This is a genomic window from Pseudomonas sp. ERMR1:02, assembly GCF_002277815.1.
In the GTDB taxonomy this organism is placed as follows: Bacteria; Pseudomonadota; Gammaproteobacteria; order Pseudomonadales; family Pseudomonadaceae; genus Aquipseudomonas.
Genome location: NZ_NKJI01000017.1, coordinates 1 through 16,774, shown reverse-complemented (window position 1 = coordinate 16,774; position 16,774 = coordinate 1). Strand labels below are relative to the sequence as shown.

Below are 16,774 nucleotides of genomic sequence, written 5' to 3'. Positions count from 1 at the left end.
CGTACGCCTCTGTAGGAGCGAGCTTGCTCGCGAAAAACCAGAGGGCGATGTTGGGCATCTGGTTTACGCGTTATCGTTCACGACCTTCGCGAGCAAGCTCGCTCCTACAGAAAAGCAATCCAGTTATTTTATAAACGCCTGGAAGTCAGTGCCCAGCTTGTCGATTGCCGCCTTGAAGTCCTGAGCGGTGACTTTTTGGCTTTCATTCGAGAGCTGCTTGCCGAATACCTTGCGCACTACCTTTGCCACTGTCTGATTGTTTTTCGCGTCGATGAACTCGGCCTCGATAAACAGTTCGGTGTCCTGGTCCCGGTGGCCGGTGGCGGCCTGAGTCGCTCCGACCACCGCTGCGATGGGCACCACTTCATACCATTGCATGCCTGCGTTCGAGGCGCTGACCCCGGTGATGGCGGCGCGCATGATCAGCGTTTTCGCACCGGCCGGTGCTGCGCTCGCGCTGGAAACCACCCGGTATTTTTGCCCCAGCGTGGCTTTGGCTTTGCTGGTCATGTAGTTCTGAATGTCGTCCAACGTCTTCTTGTTGACCTGTTCATTGGGCTTGGGCGCCGGATAGAGTTCCAGCCGGTTGAAGGCCACCGTGTCATACGCGTTCGGGTTCCACGACGGGCTCACCCAGCGCATTGCCGTTCCGCCGCTGGGCGTGGCGACCTCTTGCAGGTTGTTGTAGTTGGACAGGAAGCCGGAGTACTGCTCCTTCTCGGTGACTTTGGAGGTGCAACCACCGAGCAGGAGCCCGGTCAGTGCAGCGCCGACGAGCAATTTGCGGGACAGGTTCATAGTGCTGTGTGCTCCTTGGATTAAGTCTTATTTCGTTAGCAGACAATCAGAAACGCCAGGTCATGTTTCCGGTCACGGCATGAATCCAGGCGTTGTCGAATTGACCGGAAATTCGATTGCCCGACACAGATTTGGTCTGGTCCACCGGCATGTCGCCCATCCAGATCATGGCCCAACTGACGTTGACGTCGGTGTCCCTGTTCAGAGCATAGGTGGCTCCCGTCGCAATGCGCCAGGATTCGGCCATTGGCGCGATCACCGAGCGCCTGCTGTCCGAAACGGCACTGCTGTCGTAAGCCACACCCAGGTTCCACGGGAGTTGCCGGGTGGCCTGGTATTGCGCGCCAAGCGACAGGTGCCAGGTGTCCTTGAAGCCTGCGTCGATGGTGGTCGAACGGGCATCGTCTGGTTGCCGGCAATGGTCGAAGGTCCCTGGGCCCGAGCAGCGGCCCCGGCGTTGGCGAGGCCGGTATTATTGGTGCCGATTTCATAACGCATGATCCCGCCCGCCCAGGCTTGCTGATAGCACTGGGCGAGCAAGGGTGACGACGGGCAGAGCGGTTACTGTTGGCTGCATGGCGTCTATACCGAGATCCGTTCCCCGACAGCGCTGCAAATATGGAGTCCCGGGAAAAGAGCGTAGGTTCAAATCGTTAAAAATCCAGTCGGCTGTTTTGAACTCGAGCGATAAGGCGGCGAGCAGCACCCGCCGCCCCAATGACGATTATTTGCCGGAAATGCCTGCCAGCAGCGGCGCTATCTGTTCATCGGTCAATGCCGCGTGGACTTCCATGTTCATGAGGTCGTTCCACTCCAGCACCCATTGCTGAATCGGCACCACATCACTGGCCTCGGCAACGCCAAAACCGGCCGAGCTACCGACGGCATGCCAGCGTCCCTTCATCGTGACGCCGGCCGGTGGTGTTCCACCGGTCTTGAGAAAGCGTTCGACTGCAGCATTGCGATTGTCCGGGCTGATCGACCAAGTGACGATGAATAACATTTGCCACCTCCTGTTGCGGATTGGCACCTGTTTTCCTTCACTCATCTGGTTGGCGCCTGGACCAGATTCGCAGGGTTTCCAGTTCCGTCCTGGCTGGTGTGTAGCGAAAGCTCCCATGTGAAGGCATAGCAGCGCGCCGCATCGCGCGTACGACCGCTGATCCTGTTTCGGGGTATTTTCAAGGGGTGTGATGGACGCCTGTTTCACCAGCGCAACATGGGCAGCGGGCGCAGCGGAGAGCGAATGAATTGCCGTGCGCAAAGTCTGATCAGCATTGCGTGAAAACCATGATCGGGAAACGTCGACTGCACCGTTTTGATAAACGCCCGTGGCAGGCCGAAGCGCACCAGTCCCAGGGACACATCAATCAGATCGGCTCGCCGGAAAGTCTCAACGGTCGTCGCGTGTTCCGATCGATAGGGCGCACCTTGTGGTGCTCCAGAATCAGCCCATTCACTTCGCTATTGAGGTCGCCGCGTTGCCGGGTGTCGAGATAATGCGTGGCCAGGCGAACCGAGGGGGCAGGTAGTCGAGGGTGTTGTCGGTCCAAATGCCCAGGTCGTGAAACGCCGCCGCGATTTGCACGGCCTCACCGGGCTGTTCGGTACCGCTGAGCGCGCAATAGAAATTCAGCACGCGATAGATGTGATTGCGATAGCCCTGCAGGTCAGTGCCGACCGCCAGCGCGAACGACGTGAGTATTTCGTCGGTGATGGGGAATTCCAGAACAGGGTTCATCATGCATCCCGCAACAGGTCATTGGCGTTGAGCACTTCGTAGGCGATTTCCGGGCGCTTTTCCATGGCGCGGCGGATCGCGGCCGGGATCGATGCGCGGGTTTTACGGCACAGCCCCGGCAGTTCTCCGACGTAGATGCCGATACCACGCATGGTTCGCACTTCGTTGAAGCTGGGCACGATGTCGATGCGGATGCCCAGTTGCTCGAACATCCGCCGTTGCAGGTGCTCCAGGTCTTTGAGGCTTTGCAGGTTTTCCAGACGCTCGATCAGGCGCTTCTCTTCCGTGCGCGTCAGAAACAGGATGCGCGCGTCCGCACCCGGTGTTTGCAGCAACGGGTCACGCCCGCAATCGCAGGCGCCGGGCGGGCAGGGTTGGCGTATCGGAGCAGAGGTGGTCATGGGGTTCAATCATAGAGCGCTGTGATCGAGTTTGCCCATAGGGTCTTTGGAGCGACGCAGATCTCCTGTAGGAGCGAAGCTTGCTCGCGAAGGCGACCGTCCAGCCAACATCGATGTTGAATGCCAGTCCGTCTTCGCGAGCAGGCTCGCTCCTACAGTGGATCATTCTCGCTTAACTGAACAGCATTACGGCCCAGGGCCGGGCTTTTCGTTACCTGAAATTCTCTCGCTCCATCGTCATTCGCCTCCTGCTAGGCTTTAACTTAGCGCCCCCTAAGCAGCTCACGTCACTGTTGGGTCGCCAGGAGCCTAAAATGAAATGCGCATTTGTTACATTCATAACCCTACTTATCTGCTCATCGGCAATGGCATCACCGCCAGATGGCGAAACACTTTTTCAAGATAACTGCATTGTCTGTCACGGGGCTCGAGGCATGGGAGGATCGGCGCCTAAGCTAGCCGGAGATGCCAGTGAATGGAAATCAAAAGTATTTGAGCGAGCGGTGTTGAGCGGTATCGACGACCATGGACAGCCTCTGAAGGCGCCAATGCCGCATTGGGCTGGCGCTGGCTTCAAGTCTGACAACGGTGCAAAGCCAAGCAAACTTGAAATTGACGCAATTCAGAAATACCTGCATCAGCAAAAATAGTGTGTTTGCTTCGACCAATTACTTTCGTTCCGCCGTAGTCGCTCGAAACCCCAGCGATGAAGGGTCGAACCTGCCATGAGTGGACAGTCGGGTGTGATCTCTGCGGGAGCGTAAAGCAGAAACTCCGCGTAGCGGGGGGCGAGACGTAAGAAAATGACTCTCGTTTGCTGACGTGGGCTCAGAGAATGCGCAGTAAGGCATTATGCTGGCCCCCAGGTTGCTCGCTTGTCCCCAGAATCGCTTAAATTTCAGTCGGTTAGGGTGAAAAGCGAATGCGCATTATATGGATCGCGTTGATCTCGGTCGGTATCGCGAGTCTTGCAGTGTCTGCCCAGGCCAGGGAGCTGATGCCCAATGATCGTTATATGTGCAGTTGGGGGGCGGGTACCGCGGCAAGAGCGCAGGAGCTCAAGTTGTCCGGCGTTTCGTTGTATGCGGCGCGGCAGAAGATTCAGGCTTACAAGTTTGCCAAGTCATGGATGCGCATGATGGCTATGGGAATTACAGAGCAGACTTATGACAGTCCCACGCGGATCAAGCCTGCAGCTTTGCGGGAGAGTTTTTATGAAGATTGCGTTCGGTATAAGTTGGCGCGTAAGTGAGGGTTTGAGGTTTGAGGTTTGAGGTTTGAGGTTTGAGGTTTGAGGTTTGTTGAGGTTTGAGGCTTTGGCGGGGAACATATCCATTGCCGCGGTAACGGCGACCAGGGAGTGTCAGATATTTTGTGTGCGGGCCGGTAACGGCCTGCCGTCAGGCAAGCCCTCATTTCACCAGTTTGACCTGGTAAATCGATCTCCATAAAGAATCGCAAATTGATTCATGGCTGTCTTCCAGTCGTGCGCCGCGCTGCCCCAATTGGCAGTGATGTTTTGCAGTGCCAGCCAAATCAGCTTTGTTGCCGCATCGTCAGTCGGGAAGTGGCCTCTTGTCTTGATGATCTTGCGCAGCTGAGCATTGATGCTCTCGATGGCATTGGTGGTGTAGATCACTTTTCTGATGCCAGGCGGGAAGACGAAAAACGGGATGACTCGATCCCAGGCGCGTCTCCAAGCGGCTACGACTGTGGGGTACTGCTTGCCCCAAGGCCCGGTTTCGAATGCGTCCAGCGCTTGCTCGGCAGCTTCTACATTAAGCGCTTGGTAAATCGGCTTGAGGGCTTTGGCCAATTCACGGCGCTTGTCCCAGGCGGCGTAATCAAGACTGTTGCGGATCAGATGCACAATGCAGGTCTGCAAGGTCGCTGTCGGATACACCGCGCTCAAGGCTTCTGGCATGCCTTTGAGGCCATCGGTCACCGCGATTAGCACATCTTCGACGCCTCGGGTTTTGAGGTCGTTGAAGACCTTCATCCAGAACTTGGCCCCCTCAGTGTTCTCAATCCAAATGCCCAAGATATCTCGGGTGCCGTCTGGCAGTACCCCTAACGCCAGGTAAATGGCCTTGTTGCGAACCAGCCCTTCCTCACGGATTTTGACCCGCAGAGCATCGAAGAAAATCACCGGATACATCGGCTCAAGTGGGCGTTGCTGCCAGGCAGCAACTTCCTCTAAGACCGCGTCGGTGACCGAGCTGATGAAATCATGGGAAACGTCAGTCCCGTACTGCTCCGAAAGGAATGCCCGGATCTCGCGAACGGTCATGCCACGGGCGTACATGGCAATGATCTTGTCATCGAAACCCGTAAAACGACGCTCGTGTTTGGGAATCAGGATCGGCGCAAAGCTGCCGTCGCGATCCCTCGGGATGTCCAGCCGCAGCGGGCCATCGTCGGTCAACACGGTCTTGCCGCTTGTGCCGTTGCGCTGGTTACTCGTCTCTTCAGGGCGCTGTGCGCCCTGAAGATAGCCAAGGTGGTGACCCAGTTCGGCGCCAAGGGCTCGTTCAATCAGCGCCTTTTTGAACGCCATCGCGGCGTCCTGAATCGCCTCGGCGCTCATTGGACCTTTGACGAACTGATCAATCAGCTCCTTCGGGATCGAAGGAAGCTCGGGTTTGGCCTCCGAGGCCGTTTTCTTCTTGGTCGGCATACATGCTCCTTTTCAACATGTTATGCCCGAACACAAAATTTCTGACAGTCTCGGCGACTCAGGGTTTCGCCCTTACAGCGAGTCACTTGGAACAGCCTCCTGTAGGAGCGAGCCTGCTCGCGAAAAACGTCCAGACAACGCGATCATTCAGACAGGGCGCGTTTTCGTTGACGTCCATCGCGAGCAGGCTCGCTCCCACAGGTGGAATGCGTTTACTTGAAATCAGGTCGGCTGTCAGGCCGCCTCGCTTTGGCTTTTGATCCAGGCGCCCCGTTAAACCACGATGGCCGAACGCAGGCATTGCTCCGTGGGTAAACCGGCAGGACGCCGGTTTAGCCGCGCTGGGCCAGGGACGGCCCATCGCGGCGACCCACGGAGCAATGCCGGAGTGAGGGTATGCCGAGCCTAAGCGAGGCACCGAGTGGTGGGGCAAAGCCTTTTGGTTCCTTTTCGGCGTTTGGAAAAGGGACTCGCCGTAAGGGCGAAACCGTCAGTGGCCGTTACCGCAGGAATGGATATGTACACCCTCAAAACCCTCTTCGCCTGACACAAAGCCTTCGCGAGCAAGTCGCACCGCCGCTCCCGCAATCAGCGAAAAGGTGCCTTTGTCGGATCGAGCTACAGGTCGAACAGCGACGTCTATATTGAATGACCGGCATCAGGCTTCAAGACCGTTTTTCTGATTCACCTGAACTCGCATAGACCTCAATTCAATCAGGAGATCATCATGACCCAGCTCGACAAAGTACTGTACACCGCCAAAACCCACACCACGGGCGGCCGGGACGGCGCATCCAAAAGCTCGGACGGCATTCTCGATATCAAACTGTCGTCCCCGGGCGCGGGGGGCGGTGGCACCAATCCGGAGCAATTGTTCGCTGCCGGCTGGTCAGCCTGCTTTATCGGCGCGATGGGCGTTGCGGCCAAGGAGTTGAAAGTTGCACTGCCCAAGGATGTGGCCGTCGACACCGAAGTCGACCTGGGCACCAATGAAGGTGGCTACCTGCTGCAGGCACGGCTCAATGTCAGCCTGCCAGGCCTGGACCGTGAAACCGCTCAGAAACTCGTCGACACCGGACATAAGTACTGCCCGTACTCCAAAGCCACGCGCAACAACATCAACGTCGTGGTCAAGCTCGCTTGAGTTGAAATAAAATCCTGGCGACAGATTTCGGGACAGCGTCGCCAGGACTTGAACACGTTTAAGGCCTGGCGGATTTAAAGTGCTGGGAACTGATCTGAGTTTAACTATCTCGCAGTACATCTAATTACGAAGTTGGTTTATCAGGCAGGATATGCTTGAACTTGTTTTTAATGGCGTTCTCCTGCGCGCTCAATATTATCGAAAAATAGTATGACTGTTTTGGTAGTCAGGGTGTAAATGATAGTTGATCTCTGTGGCTCGTATTTTTTGCTTGAGGGGCAACTAGTGGATCCAATTGGCAATGTCGAGGTTCATGTAAGTTAACCAGCGCAGTCGGAATGGGCCTCGACGGGGGAAGTGGATGAGCAATTGCGGTTGCCGTTGGCCTCCAGCCAGCGACCGCTTGTCGGTGACGTGCTCAAAAATGAACATTTCGGGGCTGTGGCCCTCAGATCCTGCAGCATGTCACCTCATGGCTGCTCTTGAGATCGCATTAAAGAAGTGGAACAAGAACCTCAAATGCAGTTAATGCAAATGGGGATTTTTTTACCAAAAATTTGAGAGGTACGAACTAAGCTTTCTTCAATTTCCTAACTGGATCAATAGGGTTTCGATAATAAACCTATTGTTTCGTTTTCTTGTATGAGCAAGGTCGTTCAGGGTTGTTTACAATAAATGCTCTGTTGATTGGCCGATCTGTACTATCGAATAAGGTGGAGAAAATACCCGTGGCGATAAATACAATTATGAGCCTGATCGAAAACAAAGAATGCATGGAGTTTTTGCGGCTGGGCGTTGTTTACGTTCATTTGGTCGCCTGTTGCGTGGCGATTGGTTTAGTGTTGACCAGTGATATTGCAATGGTTAGGGATCTGCTGAAACGCAAGGCATTCACTGAACATGATCATGCGCACATGGAAAGTCTTCAGAAGTCTGTCGTCCTGGCATTGATCGGTCTATGGGTGACAGGCGCTGCCATTGTCGGCATCGATTACCTGGACAAAGGCACGGAATACTTTATGAATCCGAAGCTTCAAGCCAAGGTGATTATTGTCCTGCTGCTGACCTACAACGGAACTCTGCTGCACCGCTTGGTATTGCCGGCAATACAAAAGGCCGGCTCCTTGCTCGACCTCGGGTTCAGTGCGCGGATGCTGGCCCTGTTTTGTGGCTCGCTGTCGGCGGTGTCCTGGATGTATGCCGCCATGCTCGGTGTCGGGCGTCCGCTGGCCTGGAAATATTCTCTCTCCGAACTGTTGATGGCGTATCCGGTGCTGATCGTGCTGGGCTTCTTGACAATGCTGGTGTTGACTCAGCGAGCCAAGCGCCAGAACACCCCATTGTGCCGCAGTGGGCCAATGCAGGCGCGCACCACGCCGGGTAACGCACAAGAGCCTGCCTCATTGGCGCTGATATAAAAAAGGTCCTGGCGACAGATTTCCAGAGCAGCGTCGCCAGAACCTGAAAGCGTCCAGATCACATTGGGTTAGGGCCAATCCATTTCGTCACGGTCGACGCCTGCCACTGTTTCACCAAACAATGCGCGTAATCGTTCGCGATCATCGCTGGCAAGCCAGCTCCTACAGGGTCGAGGTACGCCTGCATACCGCGCTTCTTTGCTGACGACGCCGGACTTCAGCCTTGCGCAATGGTGACGCGGAGCGTCACGGGATGCATTGCTTTGCTGCGCGTGGGAACGATCAGAACACACACCTGTAGGAGCCGGCTTGCTGGCGAAGGCGGTGTTTCAGGCAACCCATTCATACGCATTTTGTTCACAGTGTTTGTCCCGCCCAGCGCTGTTTGGCACCGGATCAAACCCCTAGCATCGTCTCTACCAAATGAACCAAGACAACCGGTTCACAAGGCCTAAACAAACCCACCAGAACGAGACGGTGAACACCATGAACATTTCAAAAATCGCGATTTTTCTCGCGCTCAGTTGTATCGGCGCACAAGCCTTTGCCGAAGAAAGCCAAGCCAAGACGCAAACCAACAATCCACCAATCGAGACCTACACCTACGGCTCGAACCTGGACATAAAAAGGTCATCGCAGTGACCGATATTCCGCCTGAGTGCGGTCCGGTTTCTGCGCAAATGACCTATGAAGACTCTCAAGGTCAACGCCATATCCTGCAGTATCAAGTGTTAGGCACCGGATGTTCGAACGGTTGAGTGCTGTGCGGACGGTGGAGGGTCGACACTCCATCCGGGTAGCGCAAACACAATCAAACGGTTTCGACGTTTTTTGAGGAACGAGCAATTTTTTCATCGGCAGCCAACAACCCGGGAATGTAGTCCTTCAAAAACTCCACCCAGGTTTTTATTTTTGCATCGACGAATTTTCGTGATGGATAGATCGCAAACAGATTCAACTCTTCAAAATGATACTCGGGCAGTACCCGTACTAACGTTCCAGCCTTGAGACCGGCAGCTGCAGAAGCAAGTGGCTGAATCCCGATCCCCATGCCACGGGTGAGGGCGGTCGTCATGGCATCGGCGGTATTGACGTGAAACGGCGACACCGGAGTGTGGACGGTCTCCATGCCTTCGGGGCCTTCAAATACCCAGTGCTCGGCCGGCATGACTGTGTTGACGAGTCTCAGGCAATCATGTGCATTGAGCGAACCCGGCGTGTCGGGCATTCCGCGTTTCTTCAGATACGCCGGCGAGGCGCAGAGAATGCTGTAGGTGATGCCGAGCCGCTGAGCGACAAATCCCGAGTCGGGCAGGTCTCGCGCCAACACGATCGACATGTCATAGCCTTCCTCCAGCATATCGGGCAGCCGATTGGTCAGGGTCAAATCAAACAATACCGAGGGATGCGTCTCGCGGTATTGGGCGATGGCATCGATCACGTAATGGTTGCCGATGGCCGACATCGCGTGAATCTTCAGGCGGCCCACAGGGTTGAGCTGTGCAGTACCCGCTTCTTCCTCCGCCTCGCGCAACTCCTCCAGAATTCTCTCGCAGCGCAGCAAATAACGTGTTCCGGCCTCGGTCAATGCCAGGCGTCGGGTCGTGCGGTTGATCAGGCGTGTCTGCAGCCTGGTCTCCAGGCTCGACACGGCTTTGGAGACGTTGGTCGTCGAGGTGTCCAGCAGATCGGCCGCCGCCGTGAAGCTGCCGCTCTGGGCGACCGCCATGAAAAACCGCATGGTCTGGAAAACATCCATCGTTTTCACCTCGAGGGGGGAATTCGAAAATTATAAGGGCTGGCTGGCACAACGACCCCCTTGTGGGAGCGAGCTTGCTCGCGATGGTCGTTAACGATAACGCGTATTTACCGGTTAAACACAGCGCTCATTAGTCCATCGCGAGCAGGCTCGCTCCTACAGGTTCAGGGATTACCGGGTGGGTGACATAAACAGGTGGACACCGGTTTCAGCCACCGAGTTGAATCGCACCCGGGTTGTGATGTCCTGACGGATTTCATGCATGGCCCGGTGGGGCAGGGTCGAAATATCGGTGTTTTGCTGAATATGGCTCAATGATGCAGAGGTGGTCAGAAACGCCGTGCCGCGCTGTACGGCCCAGGCCAATGCAACTTGCGCCGGAGTCTTCTGCAGGCGTCGGGCCATTTGGGTCAGCACCGAATCTTTCAACACGCTTGGCTCCAGGCCATGGCCGAGCGGGGAAAAGGCCTGAAGGATGATCCCGTGCTGTTGGCAGAATTCGAGCAGTTCCCATTCCGGCAGATAAGGGTGGGCTTCCACTTGCACAACGGCGGGTTTGATCCGCGCCACGGCGACGACCTCCTGCAACGCTTGCAGATTGATGTTGGACAAGCCGATGGACTTGCAGCGGCCTTTATCCACCAGGCGCTCCATCGCGCGCCAGGTGTCAATCAAGGTCACGCCCGAGTCGTACAGGATATGGCCGAACACATCCCTGGGGTCCTGATCGTCGCCGGCCTGAAAGGCAAAAGGCGTATGGATCAGGTAGCAATCAAGGTAGTCCACCCCTAGCCGTTGGCGACTGGCTTCGAAGGCCGGCAACACCCGTTCCGGATGATGGTTGTTGTTCCACAGTTTGCTGGTGATGAACAAGTCTTCGCGCCGGGCCTTGCCCGCTTCCATGAATGCTTGCAACGCAACGCCGACCTGCTCTTCGTTGCGAAAACGCTCGGCACAATCGAAATGACGAAAGCCGCTTAGCAGCGCATGGCTGACCGCTTCGGTGGTCACGCCGGGGTCTTCGAACAAGGTGCCGAAGCCGACGGCGGGCATTGTCCCCGAACCATTGTTCAGCGCAAATCGGGTGTCGGCCAGTTCATCAAAAAACGGTTCGTAAGACATGTCTGGATTCCCACTCTCTAACAGGTTCTAAAAAATCCCTGTAGGAGCGAGCTTGCTCGCGATGGTCTCGAGAGCGCCGCGTTCATCCAGCTAACACGCGTCATCGCTAACGACCATCGCGAGCAAGCTCGTTCCTACAACGGGTTGCGCGTTTCGCGACTGGCAACGGTTTGCTCAAACACACCCACGGAATTTCCGCCCAGCGCCACGAACAACTGCACCGTGTCGAGATACTGCGCAGTCTTCACGCGGATATAGCCCAGCAATGCCTGCTGGTAAGCGCGTTCGGCCTCCAGCACCTGGAGGATGCTGTTCTCGCCCTGGGCATAGGCTTGCTGGTTCAAGCGAGAACTGGTCTCGGCGGCGCGTAACGCGTCTTCCTGGGCATGGAACTCCTCGGCGTCATGGTTGATGGCCTGCAGCGTGTCGGCGACCTGGCCGAACGAGCTGATGACGGTCTGCTGGTAGCCGGCGAGCGTCGCGTTGTAACCCTCGACGGCGGCCTGACGTTCAGCCTTGAGCGTGCCGCCATTGAAGATCGGACCGGCGATACCCGCCGCGAAGCCCCAGAGTGCCGCGCCGCCATTGCCGGAAGCGGCCTGCACCAGCGACGCTGACAGCGTGACCTTTGGGTAGAGATTGGCAGTCGCCACGCCAACGGCGGCGCTGGCGATATGCAACTCGGCCTCGGCCTGCTGCACGTCCGGCCGAGAGTGGGCCATCTCCGAAGGCAAGCTGACGGGCACATTGGCGGGCAAGGTGAAGTCGGCCAGATCGAACTGCGGCGCGATCCAGTCGGCCGGACCTTTGCCGGTCAGAATCGACAGCGCATGGCTCGCTGCATCACGCTGCTGGGCCAGCGGCGGCAACAGTGTGCGGTCCTGGGCCAGCCGCGTCTCGGCCAGCGACACATCGATCTGCGTGGTGGTGCCGTTGATATGCGCCGCGCGCACCAGTTCGAGGTTCTTGGTGTCGTTGGCGAGCAACTTTTCTACCGCCTTCATTTGCGCGTTGGCCGAAGCCACCAGCAACGCCTGGCTGGCCACATTGCCAGTCATGGTCAGGTACGCCGCGTCGTAACGACGCTTTTGCAAATCGGTAAACGCTTGCTGCTCTTCGACTTGCCGTTTGTTGCCACCGAAAACATCCAGGTCGAAGCCGACCCGTGGCCCGATCGCATAGAAGTTGTTGATCGAAGGCTCCTTGGCGTTGTGTGTGCGAGCGCGGCCTGCTGCTGCGCCGAAGTCAACCTGCGGATACAACGCACCTTCGGCCGCGGCCACGGAGGAGGACGCCTGACGGATGGTGGCGTCGGCGGCGACCAGTTCGAGGTTGCCGTCGATGGCCCGGCGAACGACCTGGTCGAGCTTGGGCGAGCGAAAGGCAGACCACCATTGGCCGGTGATTTTCTTGCCGAACTCGATGTGCTGATCGCCACCCTGACCAAGACGCTGCTCGGCCTGTTGGTCATAGTGCTGCGAAGTGCTATCGGCAGGCCTTTTGAAGTCAGGGCCGACGGTACAGGCGGCGAGGAAACAAACACCGACAGAGCACTGAGCTTCGTTGGGAATGGCGTTTGGAACAGATGACTGGATTTCATTTGGCACACTCCACAATAGCTAGTTGGTCGGAACGGGTTTGCGAAGAAAACAACCAGCGGGCTCACGACGAGCATCGCCACCATCAAAATCTTGAACTGGTCGATAACAGCGATAAAAGCAGCCTGGTGCGTGATCAGATGGTTAATCCCTTCAAGTGCCGGCAAGGACATCGACGCTGCGCGATAGGGCGTGATATTGGCGCCCAGCGCCTGATGCATCGCCTGTGTGTTGTTGAAAAAGTAGATCTGCACAATCGCCACGCCCAAGGTGCTTCCATACGCACGCAACAGGTTGTAAAGACCGGTGGCTTCCGGGCGCAGGTTGGGGGGCAGCGTGCTGAACGCCACCTTGGCCAGCGATGCCATCGACATGCCGATGCCAATCCCCTGAATGGCCCCGGCAATCGCTACCGGCGGCCAGTCCATCAGCGGCGAGTAGCTGAGCATCAGCCAGTTGGCATAGATCACCAAAGCGACGCCTATGGCAACGAACAGCCGGCGGTCGAAACGCTCTGGAAGACGCACTGTCAGCATGAATGCAGCGACCATTCCCGCACCGCGCGGCAGGGTCAGGGCGCCCGTGGTGTCAGGCGGGTAGCCGAGAATTTCATCGAGCATCGGCGACGTAAGCGCCATGGTCGACAGCAGCACGAAGCCGATGGCGAAAAAGATCAGCGTCGACAGCACGTAATTGCGATCGCGCAGCAGGCTCTTGTTAAAGAAATGCACCTTTCTGGTCAGCACGTGGACAAAAAACAAATACAGCCCCAGTCCACAGGCTATTGCTTCGATCCAGATTTCAGGCGAGTCGAACCAGTCCATGCGTTCGCCACGGTCGAGCAGCATTTGCAGGCTGATCATCGCCAGCGTGAAGGTGCCGAAGCCAAAGAAGTCGTAGGTCGGCGTCTTCTCGGCTTTCTTCTCGGCCAGCAACAGCGCAATCACCAGGAAGATGTAGGCCGACAACGGCAGGCTGATGTAGAAGATCGGACGCCAGTCGAAATGCTCGGCGATCCAGCCGCCGATAGCTGGACCGGTGGCGATGCCCATGAGCACGACTGCCGCCAGGGTTGCGCCAAATTTCATGCGTTTTTCCGGTGCCAGCGTCTCCAGGGCAATCGCCATCGAAAGCGGCCCCAGCACACCAGCGGCCATGCCCTGGATGATACGAGCGCCGATGAATTCCAGCGGTGTCGAGGACGCCGTGCCGAGCAGCAGGCCCAGCATGAAGAAGGCCAATGCGGCTTGATACACCCGCTTCAAGCCAAAGCGGCCAGCAAGCCACTGGGCAATCGGTAGGGTGATGGCGCTTGCCGCCAGGTAAGCCGTGAAAATCCAGCCGGCCTGGTCGTCGGTCATCGACAAGCTGCCTTGAATCAGCCTGAGCACCGCGTTTGGCAAAGGCAGGTTTGCCGACTGCATATAGGTCGCCAACAGCACGGCGAACCTGAGCGAGCCTGCAGCACCTGCGCCTGAAGTTGCACCGGGGTTGGCGTTCATCACAAGTTACCTGCGGTCAACAGCGATTTGAGCGGGCTCCACCACGGCGTGCGATGGCCGGTGTCGACTTTGACGGTGGCGCTGGTGCCCGAAAACAGCGGCAGGGCAGGGTCCAGTTCATCCAGTTCGAGACGAACCGGTACCCGCTGAACCACTTTCACCCAGTTGCCGGTGGCGTTTTCCGGTGGCAACAGCGAGAAGTCCGACCCGGCGCCGGGGCTCATGCTGGTGACGTGGGCCTTGAATACACGATCCGGGTAAGTGTCGATGCTGATGGTCGCTTCCTGGCCCGGGCGCATATGCGTGACCTGGGTTTCGCGGAAGTTGGCCTCGACCCAGATCTCGTGATCGGAAATCAGCGCAAACGCTGGCGCGCCGTTATTGAGGTAATTGCCAACTTGCAGATCATCGACCTTGGCGACAATGCCGTCGGCCGGCGCATAAACCGTGGCGTACGAGAGATAAAGTTGCGTCTCGTCCAGTTGCGCCTTGGCTTCGCGGACAGTCGGGTGGCTGTCGGCTTCGATGTTCGGGTTGCCATTCAAGGCCACAACGGTGCTGGCGATCTGTTGTTCAATCGAAGCGATGCGCTGCCGTGAAATCTTCAGGTCGGTTTCTGCGCGCTCGTAAATGGCGCGGGAAACGAACTCGGTGGCGACCAGGGCTTTCTTGCGGCCAAATTCCTTTTGATCGAAGTCCGCCGACTCTTTAGCCGACTGCAATTCCGCCTGCTGCTGGCGGTAGCTGGCCTTGAGGCCGTCGATGCGCAACCGCGCGACGCTCAGTTGGGCCTGGGCACGGTCAATCGCGATCTGCAGCGGCTTGGGGTCGATGCGAAACAGCACATCGCCCTTGTGCACTGGCTGATTGTCCTCGACCGCAATTTCCACGACCTGCCCGGAAATCCGCGCGTTGATCGAGGCCTTGGCCACCCGGGCGTAAGCGTTATCGGTGGTAACGAAGGGTTCGCCTGCCACGTACTTGGTGTAGCCGATGACAGCGAAGAGCGCAGGTACGCCAACCATCAGCCATGGGCGCAGTTTTTCCTTAAGCGGTTTCTTGATCCGCTCGGGGTGCTCGAAGGTCTGCGAAGCCGGGATATCGAACTGTTTGGTCATGATCGAAAACACCTCAAAACGAATAATTGCTGTTAGTAAGCAAACCCGTGCGTGGTGAGGAGGGTTGCTCCGCCTCGCTTGTTTCGTCGCTGCAATACCCGGTTCGAGCTTCGCTACAACAAACGTGAATTGAGGAACTTCTGGTTCCTTATTTTGTGCGATGGTGTAAGAATATCCCTGCACTCATCTTCCGACAAGAGTTTTATACGACATGGCACAAAATAAAGTTACAGAAGGAAAAGGCCGCGGCCGGCCTCGCGCCTATGATCCCGAGACAGCGCTGCAGCAAGCGCTTGGTGTGTTCTGGAGCACCGGCTATTCCGGCGCTTCGCTGGATAGCATCGCTACGGCGGCCGGCATGAATCGGCCCAGCCTCTATGCAGCGTTCGGCGATAAACATGCGCTGTATATCAAGGCGCTTGAGCAGTACTGGGAGTTCGCCGCCGCCGATATGCAGGCAGCGCTGACGGACAACGAACTGCCATTGCGCGACGCGCTGTTGCGCTTCTACGAGGGTCAGTTGTCGATTTACTACTCGGGTGAAGGTTCGGCGCGCGGCTGCTTCGCAATTGGTACGGCGACTACCGAGGCCGTCGAGGACCCTGAAATACGCGAGGTTCTGTCAGACCGTCTCAGCAGGCTCGATGCCGATCTGGAAGTGCGTCTGCGAATGGCCATCGACACTGGCGAGTTAAAAAGCGATGTCGATGCTGGAGCGCTGGCCGTACTCGCCTCATCACTGCTGCACAGCATTTCTATCCGTGCACGGGCGGGCAAACCGCGTGAAGAGTTGAGCGAGCTTGCGCGTAACGCGGTCAACGTGATCTGCGGTGGATGAGGTCGATGTGAGTGAAGGACTCGAAGACATTCTGGCCGAACGGCTGGCGGTGATTTTCTGTGGCATCAACCCCGGCGTGCTGGCCGCCGCCCAGGGTCATCATTTTGCGGGGCGTGGCAATCGGTTCTGGCGCACGTTGCACCTGGCCGGATTTACCCCTGAAGAAGTGCGCCCGGAAAACGATCGGACGATCTTGCACTTTCAATGCGGCTTGACCGCCGTGGTCGAGCGACCGACGGCGCGTGCGGATCAGCTGTCGCTGCATGATTCATCGCAGCGGCAGCGGATTTCGAACAGAAGATCGCGCGCTATGCGCCACGTTTCGTGGCGTTTCTCGGCAAGGCGGCGTACTCGGCGCTATCGGGTCAGCGAAGTGGCCTGGGGGCTTCAAGCGAAGACCTTCGGCAATGCGGCGGTGTGGGTTTTGCCCAACCCCAGTGGGCGAAACCGAGCGTTCAGCCTTGATCAACTGGTGGACGCTTATAGCGTACTCAGGCTGGCCGCTATCGATCCTGCTCAGTAGTTCATGCCGTCGTCGATGGCGATACCTTGCGCACGCATGGCCTTGATCAACTCAGCACGGGTGCCGGGCAGGTTGAGCATGGTTGTGGCGCGTAATGTCGTGATCTCTTCAGCGGTGTAAGGCTGGTAATGGGCA

The 16,774-nt window shown here is 57.3% G+C and carries 14 protein-coding genes and 5 pseudogenes; 7 read left to right on the top strand and 12 right to left on the bottom strand.

Features of this window, described 5'->3' with window-relative positions; genetic code table 11:
• Window positions 1-123: 123 nt before the first annotated feature.
• The 5 genes and pseudogenes from CES87_RS24300 to CES87_RS24280 all read right to left on the bottom strand — a co-directional run bounded on the left by CES87_RS24300 (window position 124) and on the right by CES87_RS24280 (window position 2,940).
• Window positions 124-798, bottom strand: coding sequence for a DUF3313 domain-containing protein (locus CES87_RS24300; RefSeq protein WP_128608098.1), 675 nt, complete (start codon window positions 796-798; stop codon window positions 124-126).
• A gap of 46 nt (window positions 799-844) precedes the next feature.
• Window positions 845-1,198: pseudogene (locus CES87_RS24295) on the bottom strand (outer membrane protein transport protein); the annotation flags it as partial.
• A 324-nt stretch (window positions 1,199-1,522) separates the two neighbouring features.
• A complete protein-coding gene (locus tag CES87_RS24290; protein WP_128608097.1) occupies window positions 1,523-1,801 on the bottom strand; it encodes a DUF3303 domain-containing protein in 279 nt (92 codons plus the stop codon).
• Between the two features lie 453 nt (window positions 1,802-2,254).
• Window positions 2,255-2,542, bottom strand: a complete 288-nt coding sequence (locus CES87_RS33580) for a hypothetical protein (protein WP_256591068.1) — start codon at window positions 2,540-2,542, stop codon at window positions 2,255-2,257.
• Complete coding sequence (locus tag CES87_RS24280) at window positions 2,539-2,940, bottom strand: hypothetical protein (protein WP_128608096.1); 402 nt, start codon at window positions 2,938-2,940, stop codon at window positions 2,539-2,541. The genes CES87_RS33580 and CES87_RS24280 overlap by 4 nt, the downstream gene beginning before the upstream one ends.
• Before the next feature lie 314 nt (window positions 2,941-3,254).
• Here CES87_RS24280 and CES87_RS24275 point away from each other — a divergent pair, with 314 nt between their 5' ends.
• Together CES87_RS24275 and CES87_RS24270 are read left to right on the top strand one after the other, a co-directional pair.
• Window positions 3,255-3,590 carry a cytochrome c gene (locus tag CES87_RS24275; RefSeq protein WP_128608095.1) on the top strand — a complete coding sequence of 112 codons (336 nt, stop codon included), beginning with the start codon at window positions 3,255-3,257 and terminating at the stop codon, window positions 3,588-3,590.
• A gap of 272 nt (window positions 3,591-3,862) precedes the next feature.
• Window positions 3,863-4,192: a hypothetical protein gene (locus tag CES87_RS24270; RefSeq protein ID WP_128608094.1), complete on the top strand. Its 330-nt coding sequence runs from the start codon at window positions 3,863-3,865 to the stop codon at window positions 4,190-4,192.
• 165 nt (window positions 4,193-4,357) lie between these two features.
• On the opposite strand, the gene CES87_RS24265 is transcribed toward CES87_RS24270, so the two are convergent.
• Entirely contained in the window at window positions 4,358-5,617 is a 1,260-nt protein-coding gene (locus tag CES87_RS24265) for an IS256 family transposase (protein WP_128606128.1), read from the bottom strand.
• Window positions 5,618-6,344: 727 nt separating this feature from the next.
• On the opposite strand from CES87_RS24265, the gene CES87_RS24255 reads away from it, so the two are divergent.
• From CES87_RS24255 to CES87_RS24245, 3 genes and pseudogenes are all read left to right on the top strand, one after another.
• Window positions 6,345-6,761, top strand: a complete 417-nt coding sequence (locus CES87_RS24255; RefSeq protein ID WP_128608092.1) for an organic hydroperoxide resistance protein — start codon at window positions 6,345-6,347, stop codon at window positions 6,759-6,761.
• A gap of 728 nt (window positions 6,762-7,489) precedes the next feature.
• Window positions 7,490-8,179 (top strand): hypothetical protein, encoded by a 690-nt coding sequence (locus CES87_RS24250; protein WP_256591067.1) that lies wholly within the window; start codon window positions 7,490-7,492, stop codon window positions 8,177-8,179.
• A gap of 486 nt (window positions 8,180-8,665) precedes the next feature.
• Window positions 8,666-8,937, top strand: a pseudogene (locus tag CES87_RS24245) (DUF2790 domain-containing protein).
• Between the two features lie 53 nt (window positions 8,938-8,990).
• Here CES87_RS24245 and CES87_RS24240 read toward each other — a convergent pair.
• The 5 genes and pseudogenes from CES87_RS24240 to CES87_RS24220 all read right to left on the bottom strand — a co-directional run bounded on the left by CES87_RS24240 (window position 8,991) and on the right by CES87_RS24220 (window position 15,278).
• Window positions 8,991-9,938: a LysR family transcriptional regulator gene (locus tag CES87_RS24240; protein ID WP_128608091.1), complete on the bottom strand. Its 948-nt coding sequence runs from the start codon at window positions 9,936-9,938 to the stop codon at window positions 8,991-8,993.
• A 171-nt stretch (window positions 9,939-10,109) separates the two neighbouring features.
• Complete coding sequence (locus CES87_RS24235; RefSeq protein ID WP_128608090.1) at window positions 10,110-11,060, bottom strand: aldo/keto reductase; 951 nt, start codon at window positions 11,058-11,060, stop codon at window positions 10,110-10,112.
• Between the two features lie 134 nt (window positions 11,061-11,194).
• Window positions 11,195-12,660: pseudogene (locus CES87_RS24230) on the bottom strand (efflux transporter outer membrane subunit).
• A 19-nt stretch (window positions 12,661-12,679) separates the two neighbouring features.
• A pseudogene (locus CES87_RS24225) lies at window positions 12,680-14,160 on the bottom strand (DHA2 family efflux MFS transporter permease subunit).
• Window positions 14,160-15,278 carry an HlyD family secretion protein gene (locus CES87_RS24220; RefSeq protein ID WP_128608089.1) on the bottom strand — a complete coding sequence of 373 codons (1,119 nt, stop codon included), beginning with the start codon at window positions 15,276-15,278 and terminating at the stop codon, window positions 14,160-14,162. Before CES87_RS24220 ends, CES87_RS24225 begins: the two are co-directional and overlap by 1 nt.
• A gap of 211 nt (window positions 15,279-15,489) precedes the next feature.
• Here CES87_RS24220 and CES87_RS24215 point away from each other — a divergent pair, with 211 nt between their 5' ends.
• Together CES87_RS24215 and mug are read left to right on the top strand one after the other, a co-directional pair.
• The gene (locus tag CES87_RS24215) at window positions 15,490-16,116 is read left to right on the top strand and encodes a TetR/AcrR family transcriptional regulator (RefSeq protein WP_128608088.1); all 627 of its coding nucleotides are present in this window, start codon (window positions 15,490-15,492) and stop codon (window positions 16,114-16,116) included.
• 7 nt (window positions 16,117-16,123) lie between these two features.
• Window positions 16,124-16,639, top strand: coding sequence for a G/U mismatch-specific DNA glycosylase (gene mug, locus CES87_RS24210; RefSeq protein ID WP_178081478.1), 516 nt, complete (start codon window positions 16,124-16,126; stop codon window positions 16,637-16,639).
• Here the strand turns inward: mug and CES87_RS33575 are convergent.
• Window positions 16,633-16,774 (bottom strand): annotated as a pseudogene (locus CES87_RS33575) (cytochrome C); the annotation flags it as partial. The gene mug and the pseudogene CES87_RS33575 overlap by 7 nt on opposite strands.

Bases quoted from the DNA above. Each gene is read 5' to 3' on its own strand.
- CES87_RS24300 (WP_128608098.1), bottom strand. From the start codon at position 798: ATGAACCTGTCCCGCAAATTGCTCGTCGGCGCTGCACTGACCGGGCTC.
- CES87_RS24290 (WP_128608097.1), bottom strand. From the start codon at position 1,801: ATGTTATTCATCGTCACTTGGTCGATCAGCCCGGACAATCGCAATGCT.
- CES87_RS33580 (WP_256591068.1), bottom strand. From the start codon at position 2,542: ATGATGAACCCTGTTCTGGAATTCCCCATCACCGACGAAATACTCACG.
- CES87_RS24280 (WP_128608096.1), bottom strand. From the start codon at position 2,940: ATGACCACCTCTGCTCCGATACGCCAACCCTGCCCGCCCGGCGCCTGC.
- CES87_RS24275 (WP_128608095.1), top strand. From the start codon at position 3,255: ATGAAATGCGCATTTGTTACATTCATAACCCTACTTATCTGCTCATCG.
- CES87_RS24270 (WP_128608094.1), top strand. From the start codon at position 3,863: ATGCGCATTATATGGATCGCGTTGATCTCGGTCGGTATCGCGAGTCTT.
- CES87_RS24265 (WP_128606128.1), bottom strand. From the start codon at position 5,617: ATGCCGACCAAGAAGAAAACGGCCTCGGAGGCCAAACCCGAGCTTCCT.
- CES87_RS24255 (WP_128608092.1), top strand. From the start codon at position 6,345: ATGACCCAGCTCGACAAAGTACTGTACACCGCCAAAACCCACACCACG.
- CES87_RS24240 (WP_128608091.1), bottom strand. From the start codon at position 9,938: ATGGATGTTTTCCAGACCATGCGGTTTTTCATGGCGGTCGCCCAGAGC.
- CES87_RS24235 (WP_128608090.1), bottom strand. From the start codon at position 11,060: ATGTCTTACGAACCGTTTTTTGATGAACTGGCCGACACCCGATTTGCG.
- CES87_RS24220 (WP_128608089.1), bottom strand. From the start codon at position 15,278: ATGACCAAACAGTTCGATATCCCGGCTTCGCAGACCTTCGAGCACCCC.
- CES87_RS24215 (WP_128608088.1), top strand. From the start codon at position 15,490: ATGGCACAAAATAAAGTTACAGAAGGAAAAGGCCGCGGCCGGCCTCGC.